Genomic DNA, 15,537 nt, shown 5'->3' on the forward strand with positions numbered 1-15,537 from the left:
TAAGTATGTGGAGGTGCAAATGAATGGATAAAAAAGTTGCAACAATGCTTTTGGTATTTGCTCTAGTGCTTTCAGTATTCCCACCAGCCACAATGGCTCTCTCTCAAGAGACCACTTTGAACTTCAAGAAATCAAATGGAACATATAACGTCCAGGCTCAGATATCAAAGATCCTCAAAGATAGTACTAATGAAGAAAACATCAGGGTGATAATAGCAACTAAAAAAGAAGGAGATACAAAAACTTATGAAGAGATAGCCAAATTAGGAAAGATACTACCAATTAGCAGGCCAGAATTCAAATTTATAGTCGCTATAATCCCCAAAGACAAACTTCAGAAGTTAAAAGAAATTTCAGGAATAGAAGCCGTGTGGAAAGATAGGAAGATATACTTGCCCAAACCACAAGAAGATACGATAAACATTAATCCCAAAGAAGCTCCGAAAATGTTTATCAGCGACTATACCACCGGAGCATATTATGCATGGACAGTCTATGGCGTTCTTGGAGACAATGTTACTGTTGCAGTCCTCGATACGGGAGTTGATGTTGCGAACCCATTCCTCCAAGTAACGTTAGATGGAAAGCCAAAGATAATTGATGTTCATGATAGCACAGACGAGGGACTTGTTGAGTTAACAAAAGTGGAGTATAATTCAACTCTTGGTGGATTTAAAGTTGGGAACACAACATATCTCGTGCCCCAAGTAACGGAATGTACAAACGTCACGTACTACTTCGGATACCTACCAGAGAGATATTTTGACATAAACTTCAACGGGAACATTACAGATGAATTCCCAGTGGCGATAGGAACCTGCGATGGTAACGTTGTCTTTGCATCTCTGGATATAGACCAGGATAACAACCTTACAGAAAGTGAGTACATAATTCATGGAGTCTATAGAGATACCCTCGACTACATAGTTACCCCGGAGAACCTCTCAATAGCTTTAGCAGACTTCTCTCCAATAAATTCAACGAATGCAGAGGCACACTTCTTCTGGGATGGACATGGTCACGGAACTCACGTCTCCGGAACAATAGCGGGAGTTGGCCTTCCAACGGATCCACTATTCAACGGAACCTATGGAATAGCACCAAACGCCCAGATAATGGGAGTTAGGGTCTTAGTGTCTGCAGGGTATGGATATGCCAGCTGGATAATAGCGGGAATGCTATATGCTGCAGTAGGTCCAGATGGAATCCCAGGTACCGGAGATGAAGCAGATGTCATCAACATGAGCCTTGGAGGATGGCTAGATTACAATGATGGAACTGATAATCCAGAAGACTTCTTTGTAAACTATATAACAGAGAAATTCGGAGTTGTGTTTGCAATAGCTGCAGGAAACGAGGGTCCAGCCCTTAATACTGGAGGATCCCCCGGAACAGCCGACTTCGCAATTACCGTCGGAGCATATGCTGAGGGAATAAGATGGGAGGTATTCTATGACATCCCAGGAGTACAAAATGGCATGGCATACTTCTCCTCAAGAGGTCCTAGGATGGATGGAATGCTCGACCCCGACATATCAGCACCTGGAAGATTAATATTCTCATCCCTACCAATATGGAGGCCAAGAAGGTATGGAATTTGGAGTGGTACCTCAATGGCAACACCGCATGTTGCAGGAGCAGCAGCATTGCTGATTAGCTATGCCAAGTCTCACAACCTTAATTATGATCCATTCAAGATAAAGCAGGCACTAATGTTATCAGCAACCAAGACAGAAGGGCTTAGCTATGCCGACGAGGGATTCGGATTCCTCAACATACCGGGAGCAATCCAGATCCTTGAGAACTTAAGCAACGAGAAGTCAGTTATCATATACGCCGGAGTTCCCGTTACAACATTCAAGACTCCTCTAGGAACTCCATGGATTCCAGCCAATAAGCTTAACTCCTACATGGTAGTTGAATATGGATTGCCTTACCTGTACAGAGGTATCTACCTGAGGAATGAGCACCCTGCCTCTGTACCAGTAGAAGTTTATAGCCTCAACTACAATGGCACTCTTAAGGTTTACACCACGGCAGACTGGATTAAACCCTCAGTAACTGAACTTAATGTATCTACATCAAAACCATCTTCCTTCACTGTAAGCATTGATTATACTAAACTCCAGAAACCAGGGTTGTACGAAGCGATTATTTACATCGATGATCCATCTACTACATACATTGAAGGATATGTGCCAGTAACAATACTCATTCCAGAGAAACCAGAAAACGGAGAAGTGAAGTTTGTAGGGGAGTATGATACAAAGTCAATGAGGGTTAACAGGTACTTCTTTGAGATCCCTGAAGACGTAAGTAAAGTAGAAGTGAGTGTTACAACTAACTCACACAATGACATTTGCTTCCAGCTAGTACCACCACAAGGAACCCAGATGCTAAGATACATTGGATATGATTGCTTTGGATTGAGAAATAGAACAATAACATTCAACAATCCAACGCCAGGAACCTGGGAGCTTGTAGTATTTGGAGAGCCACAATGGACAGACAAGGAAAAGATAACATATGAATTTGACATTAAGCTCTATGGAATAATGGCAGAGCCAAACGTCATAAGGGTTGACCTACAGCCTGGAGAGGAAAAAACTGTTGAAGTAAAAGTCACAAACAAATACTCAACATTCCTCGGTAAGACATTCACAACAGATAACGTAGAGAAGATCACAATGGTACTAAATTCAGGGAACTGGACATATTTCGGGTTCCCAGATACATCAGACATCCTATACTTAGAAGCAGGGACAATTCCACTTGACTCCCTAGAAGAACTATGGATTGAGATGGGCACAGACCTAAATTCAGATTATCCAATGTTCAGAGTCGCAAGGGGAGGAGTTGTTGACGCTATTCTCCCTAAGGCCCCAGCATATGTCTACGCAGAAGGATATTATGGAGAATGGGTGTTCTACCTCCTCACAATAAGGAAAGGAGACAAGGAATCATCAATGCTCACAGTATCACCAACTGACTTAGCATACTTCTTCCCAGGGGAATCAAGGACGCTCAAGCTCAAAGTGAAGGCTGGTGAAAAAGAAGGAACATACTTTGGAGCGATAGGGATAGAGGATCAATTTGGAAATGTCCTAGGAGTAATCCCAGTTATAATCCAGGTAGGCATGCCAGAGCTTGAAGTGAAGCTAGTACAACCAGAAAGCCTTGAAGTGGGTGAAGAAGGTAACTTCACGCTATGGATACTAGACAAGGCAACATCAGAGCCAATAACTGGGAAGCTACTCAAAGTCATAATAAACGGAGTCGAATATTATACCAATGATGGAAAGGTAGAGTTCTCATACACCCCAACCAAGCTGGATGATAAGATAGCTGTGGATGTAATCTCAGAAGAGTACCAAGACTTCCATGGAACATTCAATATAAATGTAAAAGAACCAGTAACAACTTATGTAACCCAGCCACAAACTAAGATCGTTGAGGGAACAAACGTCAAGATAACTAAGGAAACAAAGGTATCTGATGGACTAGAAATTACAGTGGAGGGCGAAACAGGTACTACGGCAACTCTCATGATCATGCTTCCAGAGAATGCCAAAGTTACAGGAGTTGAAGCAGAAGTTGGACACGTACTCAGCTGGTGGGTAGACAAGGGAGACAAGGCCACATACCTATTCGTTGAGGTCAAGTTCTCATCACCAGTAGTTCTTAAGGTAAGGTACTATATCCCAAGACCCGTGTCAATAGAATCATTGAACATGCTAAGCTATGCATACTACAACATTTATCTCGAAAAATACAAGGAGATCTTGAAGAAAGCCAAAGAAGTTGGAGTAAGTGACGATGTCCTTAAACAAGCAGAAGCCCTATACAGCCAAGCTCTTGAATATTATCAGAAAGTCTTAGAGCTCACGGGAGGGGACATAATAGGACACCTCAGAGACATAAGGATGCTACCATTCCTAAGACAAGCATACGTATCATTGAGAAAAGCAACAGAGTTACTAGAAGAAGCTATAGCAGAAGCACAAGGAGGCTCTGAGTAGTTTCTCTAATTCTTTTTCTCTCCTTTAATTATCTCATATATCTTCTGGTATGCCTCAATTATATCCCTCGAGTCTTCTTCGATATTAAAAAAGGATATATCACCAGCAATGATTCTATTAAGCAAAGAGCAAAAGTATTTGACATTACTTCCTGACATCCCCAATATGTGCCTAATGAATTCTTCAGAGTCATTCAGCACAAAAAGTCCATATGTTTTGAGAAGCTTATGGGAAGTTCCACCAAATTTATCCAAATCGAACTCATGAGTGAGCTTCAAATATGCCAAGCCAATTGCATATGGAACACCAATTACAAAACCCATCATCCTATCATGAGTTTCAGCATCAACGACAACAACTTCTCCTCCAAAGTCTTCTGATATTATAGTCTTAACAACATCCCCATCCATTTCCCTTCCTGGAACAGGAACAATTAGAAACTTCTCTCCATGGAACGAATTAACACCCGGCCCAAACATCGGATGTACGCTAGCAACCTTCACTTCTTCAGGAAATCCGGAGTAGAGTGGAACAATTTCTCTTTTGAAAGACGCTATATCAAATATCACGATATCCTTCGGAACTTCGGAGCTTATTTCCTTAAGTTCAAGTATCTGAGCCTTAATTTTCTCTATTGAGGTTGCAAGGATCATTAAATCGGCCCACTCATAGGCATCTTTTAAGGATGAGAAATCTAAAGAAACATGGGAAGAATAAAACTTTACATCATGCTTTTTCTTCAGAATTTTTCCAAATAGTTTTCCCATTTTCCCATAGCCACTTATTGCAATGCGCATTCTACTTCCTCCCTAATAATTTTAAGCCCTTCCTCAAGCCTGTCACTTGTAAGTGAGATCCTAATGAAGTTCGAGTAGTTTCCGAAGGCTATTCCAGGGAATGCAGAGACTCCTCTATTCAAGATTCTCTCAACAAACGCTAAGCCGTCAGTAGGAACTTTCAGGAATAAGTAGAATGCTCCCTCAGGTTCATAGAACTCCAATCCCCTTAAAATCTTTGAAGCAAGCTTCGCTCTCCGCTCGTACTCCTTGGTCACAGTCCTAATTAATTTATCTCTCAGTTCGAGAGCCTTCACTCCAGCCTTCTGAACAAAAGGAGGAACACAAGTTACAGTGGATTCAATGAACTTCCTTATTCTCCTAATCTCATCCTTACTACTAATGGCATAGCCGAGTCTAAAGCCTGTCATCGAGTACAGCTTAGAGAATCCCTTTATTGTAACCACGTTGTCATAGAGATCCCGAGCAGGGGTAAATTCCTTGAACGATATTTCAGCATATATTTCATCGGATAGAACCTTCATTCCCTTATCCTCTGCAACCTCAAGAATACTTCTCAACTCCTCTCTAGACAGAACCCTTCCAGTTGGATTATTGGGATAGTTGATTATCAGCAAGTCAGCGTCAGCCCCATCAACTTCAGGTACCCATGCGTTTTCTAGTGTTGTTTCTATTATTGTTACATCTTTCCCAAATTGACTGGCCATGAGTAGGTAGGCATTCCAATACGGGGAGATTACCGCTATCTTTTCCGCCATAGCTATTTCTGCAGCTATGAGTATTTTAGCTCCTGGCCCCACAATAACTTCTTCTGGTTCTACTCCCTCAACTTCTGCTATTTTCTCTCTGAGCTCAGGGATTCCTGCAGTACTCACATATCCCGTCTCCCTATTTCGGAGAGATTCTATCGCTGCACTAATAATTTCCTCTGCAACTGGAATATCAGGTTGCCCAACGTCAAGCCTTATCCTCGGCTTTAATTCATTGATCTTGTTGAAAAGTTCATAAACGTTGAACATCCTTACTTACCTCCAGGATTTTTTCAAAGATTTCTCTAAACCTACCTGCCCGGGATAGAATCTCCACTTCTCTTTCCTTATCCTCTATAGGAAGGCCCAAGTTCTTCTTAATTTCCCCAATTTGCCTTGCAATGTCCAATCTCTTTTCAAGAAGAGCTATTATCTGCCTATCTATTTCGTCTATTTCTCTTCTCAATGATTTCAGCTTCGTCATTCCTTCACCCTTATCTATGTATATTGGCGTGGCATCACCAATCCCCGCAGATAAGTTGAACAAGAATATAAAACAATTTGGCCAGGATCACATGTCCATAAAACTTTCCCAAGATTTCCTAATGAGAAGATGATCTGCCAAGACAAATGACATCATAGCTTCAACTACTGGCAGGGCTTTTGGAACTATGCATGAGTCAAACCTACCTCTAAGCTTTATTTCAACCTCCTTCATTTTCTCAAGGTCTACAGTCCTCTGGGGAAGATAAATTGAGGGGGTAGGTTTGAAGGCGATTCTAGCAACTATCGGCATTCCAGTCGTTATTCCTCCCAATATTCCCCCATGATTATTAGTTTCAGTGACGACCTTACCGTCTTTTATAACAAATGGATCGTTAACTTCACTTCCTCTTTTTTCAGCAAATTTAAAGCCCAAGCCAAACTCAACGCCCTTAACGGCAGGTATCCTGAAGAATGCCGATGCCAAATCGGCTTCTATGTCTTCATCGTGAGGACCCCCTAAACCCGGAGGAACGTTGATTGCAACAACTTCAACGACCCCACCGATACTGTCTCCAGCCTTTCTGACACTTTCCATTTCTTCAAGCATCTTTTGAAAGGCTTCCTCATCCGGACAGTAAGGGTTAGGAGATGAGAATATTTCAGAAATCTCTACCTCCCTAGCTTCCACTCTCCCTATCCTTTTTATGTAAGCCTTTACCTTTATCCCATACTTCTCGAGGATCTTCTTAGCAAAGTATCCAGCTATAACGATGCCCACCGTGAGTCTTCCCGAAAAGTACCCCCCACCCCTATAGTCGTTGAAGCCAAAGTACTTGAGTTTAGCAGGATAATCGGCATGACCTGGCCTCGGAGTGTTCTTTATCTCCTCATAATATGAGGAATCAACATCCTTATTCCATACAACGACTGCAATTGGCGTCCCAGTTGTGTAACCCCTAAAAATCCCAGAAATTATCATCGGCTCATCTGGTTCCTTTCTCTTCGTTGAGAATCTCTGAATGCCTTTTCTCCTCTCCAGCTCTTTCTTGATCTCTTGAACATTGACCCTAATTCCGGGGGGGATGCCCTCAATTAAAACCCCAACACCCTTACCATGGCTTTCCCCAAAGAGCGTGAAGCTTAGTATCCTTCCCTTCATTGAGACACCCTCCTCAAATCCTCAAAAAAGCCAGGATAGGATTTATTTACAACATTGGGATCAGGTATTACAACTCCCTTTTCAGATCCTAATGCTAGAATTGCCATTGCCATTGCTATCCTGTGATCCCCAAATGTTTCTACTCTACCTCCTTTTGGTCTCCCACCATTAATTTCAAGGCCATTGGGAAGCTCTCTGACATTAACTCCAACTTTTGAGAGATTGAATGCCATTGCCCTAACTCTATCACTCTCCTTCAGCCTAAGCTGTTTACCAGTTATAATGCTCCTTCCGGGAATATAAGAAGCTAGGACAGAGAGTATTGGAAATAAGTCTGGAAAATTAGAGCAATCGACTGAAAAAGGTCTGAGTTCGCCTTTTTCTACCTCAACATAATCTTTCCCTACTCGAACTTTCGCTCCAACTTTCCTGAGAATTTCAATGATCTTCATGTCAGCTTGCACATCATCGGAATGAAGGTTCTCAACCCTAACTCTCCCAAATAAAGCCCCTGCAATAAGAAAGAATGCCGCCGATGAGTAATCCCCTGGAACCCTAAACTTTGAACCCCTAACTCCTGGCTCTATTTCGAATGTATTCTCAAATACCCTAAACTTCACACCAAACGCCTTCATTGTTCTGAGTGTCATATCTATGTACGGCCTAGAGACAGGATTTAGGGCTGTGATTTTCAATCCAGCCCTTGAACCCAGTAGGAGGAGAGCCGTTACAAACTGTGATGACTTTGAGGCATTAACAACAACTTCATGTTTGCTTAGTCCTCTCCCCCCATAAACTTTAACAGGCAATGTTTTTCCATAAACTTTAACCCCCATTGAAGATAATGCCTTAACTAAGTCCTCCATCGGCCTCTCCTTAAGTCGGCCTCTCCCCTCCACAATACTTATGCCATCTGCAAGTGACGATATTGCCACTGTTATTCTAGCCGTCGTACCTGATTCTCTGACAAAGAAGTAATTTGGTCTGAGCTTCTCGGGAGGAATAACAATAGAATCTATAAAATCTGCTCCAAACCCCCTAATTACATTGATTGTAGCAAGTGTGTCATCACTGATCAGAGGATTTATTATCTTACTTTCTCTTTCAGCTAGTAATGCCAAAAAGAAAGCCCTATGCGTGTAACTCTTCGAGGGAGGTGCACTTATTTTACCCTCCACATTATTCGCTGGTTCAATTTTCAACATGGATGCATAATGAAAGTTTTATTTTATCACGTTTTAGCTAGGTGAACATAGCCTAAAGTTCGTCCATATAATTGGAAAGCATTTAAATATATTCAACAAAGAAATAATGAGGAGAGACCATGAAGATAAGGAGTTTTTTAGAAGATATAAAGCAGGGAATAGTACTTATAGAATATTTTCCCCCAGATCATCCAGAGAAAGTGCTGTATGAGCTTCTAACATACTTCAAAGATAAAAACATTCGCCCATTGCTGATAGACATTAGGGATACTTTGCACGTATTCCTACAACAACTGAAGCTCCAAGGGATAGACATCGATGCAGAGGGTTACCCAACAATAAAAGAGGGAGGAAAAGTAAAGATAGGAAAGATCATTGGAAGTATTAACGTGTTTGAGGATTTTGAACATCATCTAGGAAAATATTTACAATTATGCAGGGATGTACCGGATGAGATAAAGAAAGTTACAATAGTTCTTGGCATAAACAAGTTCCTTGACCAAATAAACCAAAATTATAGCATTGTAGAGAGATACTTTGAAGTTATAGGAAGAAGACACCTCGAAGATTACGATAGACTAGTCTTTATCTTCATAAATGTGGCTGCATCTTCCCAGTATTTCTTGAAGTCATTTGAAGAATATTCAGACTACGTCGTTAGAGTAACTAAGGGAGGAGAATTTATACTTCAAAAGATTCCGGGGGGAGAAACATGAATATTTCAGAAATATTAAATTCAATAAATCCTGGGGAAATTGTTCTAATAGAGCACACTTCCCTCTCACCCTATCCTATAGTATTCTCAGAGGTTCTCAAGAATAGCAAAAATACATTGATAATTGATTTTCTTGACTCAAGCCTCTACGTTATAAGATGGCTCAAATTTGCTGGTTATGAGATCCCAGAGAAATTAAAAAGAATCAAGATAGGTGGAACGTCAAAATGGGGAAATGTAATAGCAGAGATAGACCCGTACAAAGATCCACTTGTTCTAGTGACGAAGTTCATAACCGAAATTATGAAGGTATACAAGGAGAACCCGAATACCACAACGATAGTCCTAAATCATGAGAAGTTACTTGGTTTGTACAACTATGACCAGTACCTTGTCCTGGAAGTTCTCTCTATCCCCACAAGCCTAATTGGGAATCCTCTTAGAAGAGCATTCGTGTTTATGAATTATGAACTTACAGAACCAAAATATCTGGCCCTCTTTGAAGAAGTGGCAACGAGAGTTATAAGAATCGGAAATAAAGGAGAAGTAAAGATTATAAAATCGATAAGACCTGAAGAAGAGGACATAGTCTTCAAGCTCCAATTGTTGTAGGTGAGAAAGTTATGAAAGCATTAGTTCTCCATGGTCCTGGAGATATAAGGCTTGAGGAAGTTGAAGATCCCAGCATCACTAAAAATTGGGTGAAAATCAAGGTGAAAAGAGTTGGTATTTGCGGAACCGATAAGGCTTTCTACAAAGGAACGTACAAGCCACTTAGGCTCCCCATAATTCCAGGCCATGAGATTTCTGGAGTTATTAAAGAGGCACCCCCAGAGTTTGAACATCTACTTGGAATGAGAGTCACAACTGAAATCAATGTTAATTGTGGAAAATGCTGGTACTGCAAGCATGGAATGCCCACTCACTGTCCATATAGAGAGACAATAGGAATTAGCATCAACGGGGGAATGGCGGAATACATGATAACTAGTGTTGACTTGCTACATTCCATAGAGGGACTGTCATGGGAAGAAGGTGCGATGGTCGAGCCATTAGCAGCCGTTGTTGAGATGATTGAAATGGAAAACGTAAAGCCTTCCGCAAACGTCGCTGTTATTGGTATAGGAACTATAGGAATACTCTCCATGCAATTACTTAGTCTTATAACACCAAATGTTATCGCCATAGCCAGAGAGGACTCACCAAAGAGGAGAATAGCAGAGAAGTTCGGTGAAGTTTTAACGTTTGAGGAGGCCAAGAAGTGGATTAAGGAAAAGACTCCAGAAGGTCAAGGGTTTGACTATGTCGTAGAAGCAACTGGAAGCTCCCAGGGGCTTGAAATGGCGCTAGAACTTGTTAGACCTAGAGGAGTAATAGCAGCAAAATCAACCCATGGAAGCCCAGTAACATTCAACTATACCATGATGGTCGTTAAAGAGGCCAGGATAGTAGGTAGCAGATGTGGACCATTTGACAAAGCAATAACATTAATAAAGAGCGGAAAAATTGACGTTAGTTCACTGATAACATCAAAGTATAAACTTAATGAGGGAGTTAAAGCATTTGAAAAAAGCTTTGATAGGAAAGAAATAAAAATCCAGCTTATTCCTTGATGTAAGGCTTTCCTAGAGCCCTTGGCATTTTCACTTTCTTCATTATTATTGACACGATTATCAACGTTGCAAGATAAGGAATTGTCCTGAACAAGTTTGATTCGGCCGTTATTATTCTTCCAGTCATCTCTTGTAATTTTATTGGAATATATATCGAGAGACCATCAAAGAATCCAAAAAGAGCACCACCAATAATTGCCATTAGTGGATTCCAATTGCTGAACGCCACATTCGCTAATGCTATAAATCCTCTTCCGGCGGATATGAACTTCGTAAACTGACCGAGCCATCCAACGACCAAATATGAACCAGCCAAACCAGTCAAGGCACCACCAAAGACTGTTGCATAGAACCTTGTTCTATGAACATTTACTCCCATTGCCTCTGCAGCTCTTGGGTCTTCACCGCAAGCCCTAAGCTTAAGCCCTCCTGGAGTTTTATAAAGCCACCACCAAGAGACTATTCCAATTGCGATTGCAACTATCGTTAACGGAGAAAATGTCAGGGGGCCGATAATTATCATGGATATCTTGTTTACAGGCGGCGAGGAGCCATGGCTCTTCCATAGGGCCACAAGGGAAAGGAGACTTATTCCATATGCGAAGGAATTAAATCCAACTCCCGCAATTATCTGATCCCCATTAAGGTAAACACTTAAGAATCCATGAAGAGCTCCAGAGAGTATTCCAACAATTATCCCCACCAACAGCCCCAGATAGGGATTTCCAGTATAAAAGGTGACCACAGATGATGTGAATGCGGAAAGGATTAAAATACCTTCTAATCCTATATTTACCACACCAGATTTTTCTGTTATTATCTCCCCAACAGCTGCAAGGGTTAGAGGAACCATAGAGATCAGTGTGTTTGAAATTATTGTAAAAATATCCTCGATCATTTCCTACCCTCCTTAATTCTTCTTATGATTTCCCTATAAGCATAAGGAACGGCAAGAGCCAGAACTATAACTCCGATGAGGGTATCTGCAAGCTCCGGAGGAGCACCGGTTTTTAGCTCGACCCACTGCCCACCTATCAGAAGACCGGACATGAAAATTGATGAGAATATTATACCAATGGGATGATTTCTCCCAAGGAGTCCTATTCCTATTCCCATGAACCCTACCCCATAAACGGTCGATAGCGTGTTATCTATACTATAGGTAATCCCCAAAACTAGCAGAGACCCACCTAAACCAGCTGATGCACCTCCAAGGAGCATTGAAAATATTGCAGATTTTCTCGGATCAAAGCCAGCATACTTTGCAGAGGCAGGGGATAATCCAGAAACTCGAAGCTTGTATCCAACATCAGTAAAGTACACTAGGAAGTAATAGAGCACTGCTACTAAAGTTGCTATTATAAAAATGCCCCCTATCCTTGCACTTTCGGGAACCGGGACAGATTCATAGGGAATTTTTGGATTTGAGTATTTGGCCGTGATCAAGTATGCTAAAAGAAAGTAGAAAATCCAATTGATCATTATAGCCGTTATCACCTCGTTTATTCCCCTATAAACTCTAAGAGCTGCTATGAAGAACCCAAGAGCTGCTCCTGCTAAGATTCCCACAATTATCGCCAATAATGCATTCCCAGTATAGTAGGCAACGAGCAGGGAAGTAAAAGCCCCCACGTAAAGTTGACTCTCTCCCCCTATATTAAAGAACCCAGCTATTGCAGGGATTGAAAAGGCTAAACCCGTTAGCAGAAGAGGAGTTGCCTTGTTTAAGAGATAATCAGTATTTCCATATCCATATTTGAAGAGTATCCCATAGACCTCAAAGGGATTATAGCCGAGAACAACTAGTGCGATAAACCCAATTGCAAATGCTATCACTAGGGACATTGCTATCTCAAATACCCCTTCTAACCTAACACCTCTAGGCATTGACACCACCCATTAAGAGGCCTAACCTTTCTACGGTAAATTCCTCAGGTTTTCCTATGGCCATAATCTTCCCCTCATATATAACGGCAATCCTATCACTTAGCTGGAGTATCTCATCCAAGTCTGTAGAAATCAATAGAACAGCCTTTCCTTTATCCCTCAACGAAACCAAGGTTCTTCTTATGAATTCAGTCGCTCCGATGTCTAAACCTTGGGTAGGTTCGGAAACTATGAAGACCTTTGGCTCTCTAACTATCTCCCTCCCCACCATAACCTTCTGCTGATTTCCTCCACTCAAATGCTTTATCGGTGTTTTTAGTGATGAAACAACAACTTCAAACTCTTTGACTACCTTTCTCGCAACCTCCTCTGCTTTATTCCAACTTATTCTTCCAGCAGATGTTATGCTATCTAAATTTGTTAAAATTGAGTTTTCCACAACGTTCATCTCTGCTATAAGCCCAACTTTTCTTGAATCTGGAACGTAAGCAATTCCCAGCTTGTATCTCTCACTCGCTGACAAATTTGTAATGTCCTTTCCAAGAAGATATATTTTACCCTTCTCAACTTTTCTAATACCAGCCAAAACCTCTGCAAGCTCTTTCTGTCCATTTCCTTGAACTCCAGCTATTCCTAGAATCTCACCCTCTCTTAGCTCAAAGGATGCTCCCCTTACGGCCTCAACTCCCCGATCATCCCTGGCCCAGACATTTTCAACCTTCAGAACAATTTCACCAGGATGTGCGGGCTTTTTCTCTATTTTCATCACGACTTCCCTTTGAACCATCATTCTTGCAAGATCTTTCTCGCTAACCTCGGCCGTTTTTACAGTTCCAACGACTTTTCCTCTTCTAAGAACCGTGACTTTGTCAGTTATCTCTTTGACTTCCTTGAGCTTGTGGGTTATAAAGATAGTCGTTATTCCTTTTTCCTTTAAAGATCTCAAGGTCTTGAAAAGTTCCTCAACTTCTATTGGAGTTAAGACAGAAGTAGGCTCGTCAAGAATCAATATCTTAGCGTTCTGCATGAGTGCTTTAATTATCTCTACCCTTTGCTGAACTCCCACAGGGAGATCTTCAACTACTTCATCCAAAGGGATAGAGAGACCCGTTTCTTTCATTTTCTCTTCTGCTAATTTTCTAACTTCATTAAGGGTTATTTTTGGGTTTAATGGGAGCATGGCAAGGTAAAGATTTTCAAGAACAGTAAAAGTTGGGACAAGAGTAAAATGCTGATACACCATTCCTATCCCATGTCTTATTGCATCCCACGGCCCAGAAAATTCGACTATCTTACCAAAAACCTTTATTGTTCCTTGAGTTGGTTTTATTTCCCCATATAAGATTCTCATAAGAGTCGATTTTCCGGCTCCGTTCTCCCCAAGGAGTCCATGAATTTCACCCTCCTCAACAATGAAATCAACTCCTCTAAGTGCAACAACGCCATCGGGATAAACTTTGACTATCCCTTTCATTTCTACAGCGTTCATAATTAACACCTTGATAGTAGGGGAACAAAACCTAAATAAAAAGCTTTCACTAGAACACAACAAAATAAATAGGGTAGAAAAAAGAGGAGACATCAGTCAACAGAGCCCTTTTCAAGGGCAGCATTGAGGTTGCCCTTTTGGAGTTCATTTATTATCTGTTCATACTCCTCATGAGTCTTAGGAGTCTTAAACACTATCTCCCCGTTCTTGATTTTTTCTGAGAGTTCGTTGACTATATCCCAGACATACGGCTTTATGTACTTCTCCCTCTGCTCCTTAACTATCTCCACAACCTGATCTGGGGTTAAATCCTTGAGCTTTCCTGCCTCTTTGGCAAATTCTGCAAATTGTCTGACTCCATCAAGATCCCAATAGCCAACGCCGTTCTCCTTGAGGCCAAGTGTTATTATTCCCCCCTTCCACGTGTTGTCGACGACCATCTTTATTGCATCGTAAACGGCCACATCGACTCTCTTCGCACCACTTATTGGAATATACTTAGGAGCATACCACTCTTGGCTAGCATCCTGACCCATTGCAAGGGCCTTTCCTTTACCCTGCTCATTCCAGTCCTTTACTGCATCGAACATTCCAACGTGAGTAAGGCCTGCAAGACCATAAATCACCTTAACTCCTTGCTGAAGAAGTTGCATTCCGGTGTTATAACCTACCTGTGTATCAGTAAATGTTCCCGTATACTGCCAGATGAGGGTTACTGGCTTTCCAGTCTTCTTCTCGAAATACTTTGCTCCGAAAAGATAACCTATGTGGAACTTCCAGAGTGGTGGAATGTCCATACCTGCAACGGCACCGATTTTATTTCCTCCAAGCTCATAAGCCATCCCAGAGGCTATGACCCCCATAAGAGCGGCAACTTCCTGCTCCCTGAAAAGAATGTCAACTTCATTATTCCTAACCTTTCCAGTAGTCGAGTCTATAAGAGCAAATTTCTGGTTAGGGTATTTATCGGCAACTTCGTCAAGAGGCTTGGTCCATAAGAAGCCTATGAGGACAAGTAAATCGTACTCTCCACTACTAGCTAGTTGCTCAAGGAGAGGCACCATGTCCTCGGGCTTCTTTGGTGTCATGTATTCAATCTCTACTCCAAGCTCCTTCTTAGCCCTTTCAGCTCCAAGATATGCCATGTCATTAAAGCTTAGGTCACCTCTTCCTCCAACATCAAAGAGAATTGCAACCTTGACCTTCTTTTCCTGTGTCGCCGTTTGCGTTCCTCCTATACACCCACTTACAATTGCCATGAAAACTAAAGCAACAACAGCAATTCCTACCTGAAGCCTTCTCATCCAGATCCACCCCTAGCCTTCGTTCTATTGGGATTGATGTCATTACAAGATTGCTGGATTAGGATATATAATTTCTGATCCCAGGAACCTCAGATAGTATGAATACTACCCATA

At 41.6% G+C, this 15,537-nt stretch carries 13 protein-coding genes; 4 read left to right on the forward strand and 9 right to left on the reverse strand.

What is annotated here, in order from left to right:
* Positions 1 to 23 precede the first annotated feature (23 nt).
* Positions 24 to 4,019, forward strand: coding sequence for a S8 family serine peptidase (locus PY04_RS08435; RefSeq protein WP_014734703.1), 3,996 nt, complete (start codon positions 24 to 26; stop codon positions 4,017 to 4,019).
* Between the two features lie 5 nt (positions 4,020 to 4,024).
* Here PY04_RS08435 and PY04_RS08440 read toward each other — a convergent pair whose 3' ends face one another.
* From PY04_RS08440 to aroA, 5 genes are all read right to left on the reverse strand, one after another.
* Positions 4,025 to 4,816, reverse strand: a complete 792-nt coding sequence (locus PY04_RS08440; RefSeq protein ID WP_014734704.1) for a prephenate dehydrogenase/arogenate dehydrogenase family protein — start codon at positions 4,814 to 4,816, stop codon at positions 4,025 to 4,027.
* Entirely contained in the window at positions 4,801 to 5,835 is a 1,035-nt protein-coding gene (locus PY04_RS08445; protein WP_014734705.1) for a pyridoxal phosphate-dependent aminotransferase, read from the reverse strand. The genes PY04_RS08440 and PY04_RS08445 overlap by 16 nt, the downstream gene beginning before the upstream one ends.
* Positions 5,819 to 6,049: a chorismate mutase gene (locus tag PY04_RS08450; RefSeq protein WP_048056129.1), complete on the reverse strand. Its 231-nt coding sequence runs from the start codon at positions 6,047 to 6,049 to the stop codon at positions 5,819 to 5,821. The genes PY04_RS08445 and PY04_RS08450 overlap by 17 nt, the downstream gene beginning before the upstream one ends.
* An 87-nt stretch (positions 6,050 to 6,136) precedes the next feature.
* On the reverse strand, positions 6,137 to 7,210 hold the full coding sequence (gene aroC, locus PY04_RS08455; protein ID WP_014734706.1) for a chorismate synthase: 1,074 nt from the start codon (positions 7,208 to 7,210) through the stop codon (positions 6,137 to 6,139).
* Positions 7,207 to 8,415, reverse strand: coding sequence for a 3-phosphoshikimate 1-carboxyvinyltransferase (aroA, locus tag PY04_RS08460; RefSeq protein WP_014734707.1), 1,209 nt, complete (start codon positions 8,413 to 8,415; stop codon positions 7,207 to 7,209). Before aroA ends, aroC begins: the two co-directional genes overlap by 4 nt.
* Before the next feature lie 119 nt (positions 8,416 to 8,534).
* On the opposite strand from aroA, the gene PY04_RS08465 reads away from it, so the two are divergent.
* Genes PY04_RS08465 through PY04_RS08475 form a run of 3 tightly spaced genes read left to right on the forward strand, consistent with a single transcriptional unit; the run spans position 8,535 to position 10,743 of the window.
* On the forward strand, positions 8,535 to 9,131 hold the full coding sequence (locus PY04_RS08465; protein WP_014734708.1) for a DUF257 family protein: 597 nt from the start codon (positions 8,535 to 8,537) through the stop codon (positions 9,129 to 9,131).
* Positions 9,128 to 9,742, forward strand: coding sequence for a DUF257 family protein (locus PY04_RS08470; protein WP_014734709.1), 615 nt, complete (start codon positions 9,128 to 9,130; stop codon positions 9,740 to 9,742). The genes PY04_RS08465 and PY04_RS08470 overlap by 4 nt, the downstream gene beginning before the upstream one ends.
* Positions 9,743 to 9,753: 11 nt before the next feature.
* On the forward strand, positions 9,754 to 10,743 hold the full coding sequence (locus PY04_RS08475) for an alcohol dehydrogenase catalytic domain-containing protein (RefSeq protein WP_014734710.1): 990 nt from the start codon (positions 9,754 to 9,756) through the stop codon (positions 10,741 to 10,743).
* Here the strand turns inward: PY04_RS08475 and PY04_RS08480 are convergent.
* From PY04_RS08480 to PY04_RS08495, 4 genes are all read right to left on the reverse strand, one after another.
* A complete protein-coding gene (locus tag PY04_RS08480) occupies positions 10,733 to 11,641 on the reverse strand; it encodes an ABC transporter permease (protein ID WP_014734711.1) in 909 nt (302 codons plus the stop codon). The two genes, PY04_RS08475 and PY04_RS08480, sit on opposite strands and share 11 nt — an antisense overlap.
* Positions 11,638 to 12,630 carry an ABC transporter permease gene (locus tag PY04_RS08485; protein ID WP_014734712.1) on the reverse strand — a complete coding sequence of 331 codons (993 nt, stop codon included), beginning with the start codon at positions 12,628 to 12,630 and terminating at the stop codon, positions 11,638 to 11,640. Before PY04_RS08485 ends, PY04_RS08480 begins: the two co-directional genes overlap by 4 nt.
* Positions 12,623 to 14,119 (reverse strand): ABC transporter ATP-binding protein, encoded by a 1,497-nt coding sequence (locus PY04_RS08490; protein WP_014734713.1) that lies wholly within the window; start codon positions 14,117 to 14,119, stop codon positions 12,623 to 12,625. Before PY04_RS08490 ends, PY04_RS08485 begins: the two co-directional genes overlap by 8 nt.
* 92 nt (positions 14,120 to 14,211) lie before the next feature.
* On the reverse strand, positions 14,212 to 15,423 hold the full coding sequence (locus PY04_RS08495) for a BMP family protein (RefSeq protein ID WP_014734714.1): 1,212 nt from the start codon (positions 15,421 to 15,423) through the stop codon (positions 14,212 to 14,214).
* Positions 15,424 to 15,537: the final 114 nt, after the last annotated feature.

It is taken from the genome of Pyrococcus sp. ST04 (genome assembly GCF_000263735.1).
In the GTDB taxonomy this organism is placed as follows: Archaea; Methanobacteriota_B; Thermococci; order Thermococcales; family Thermococcaceae; genus Pyrococcus.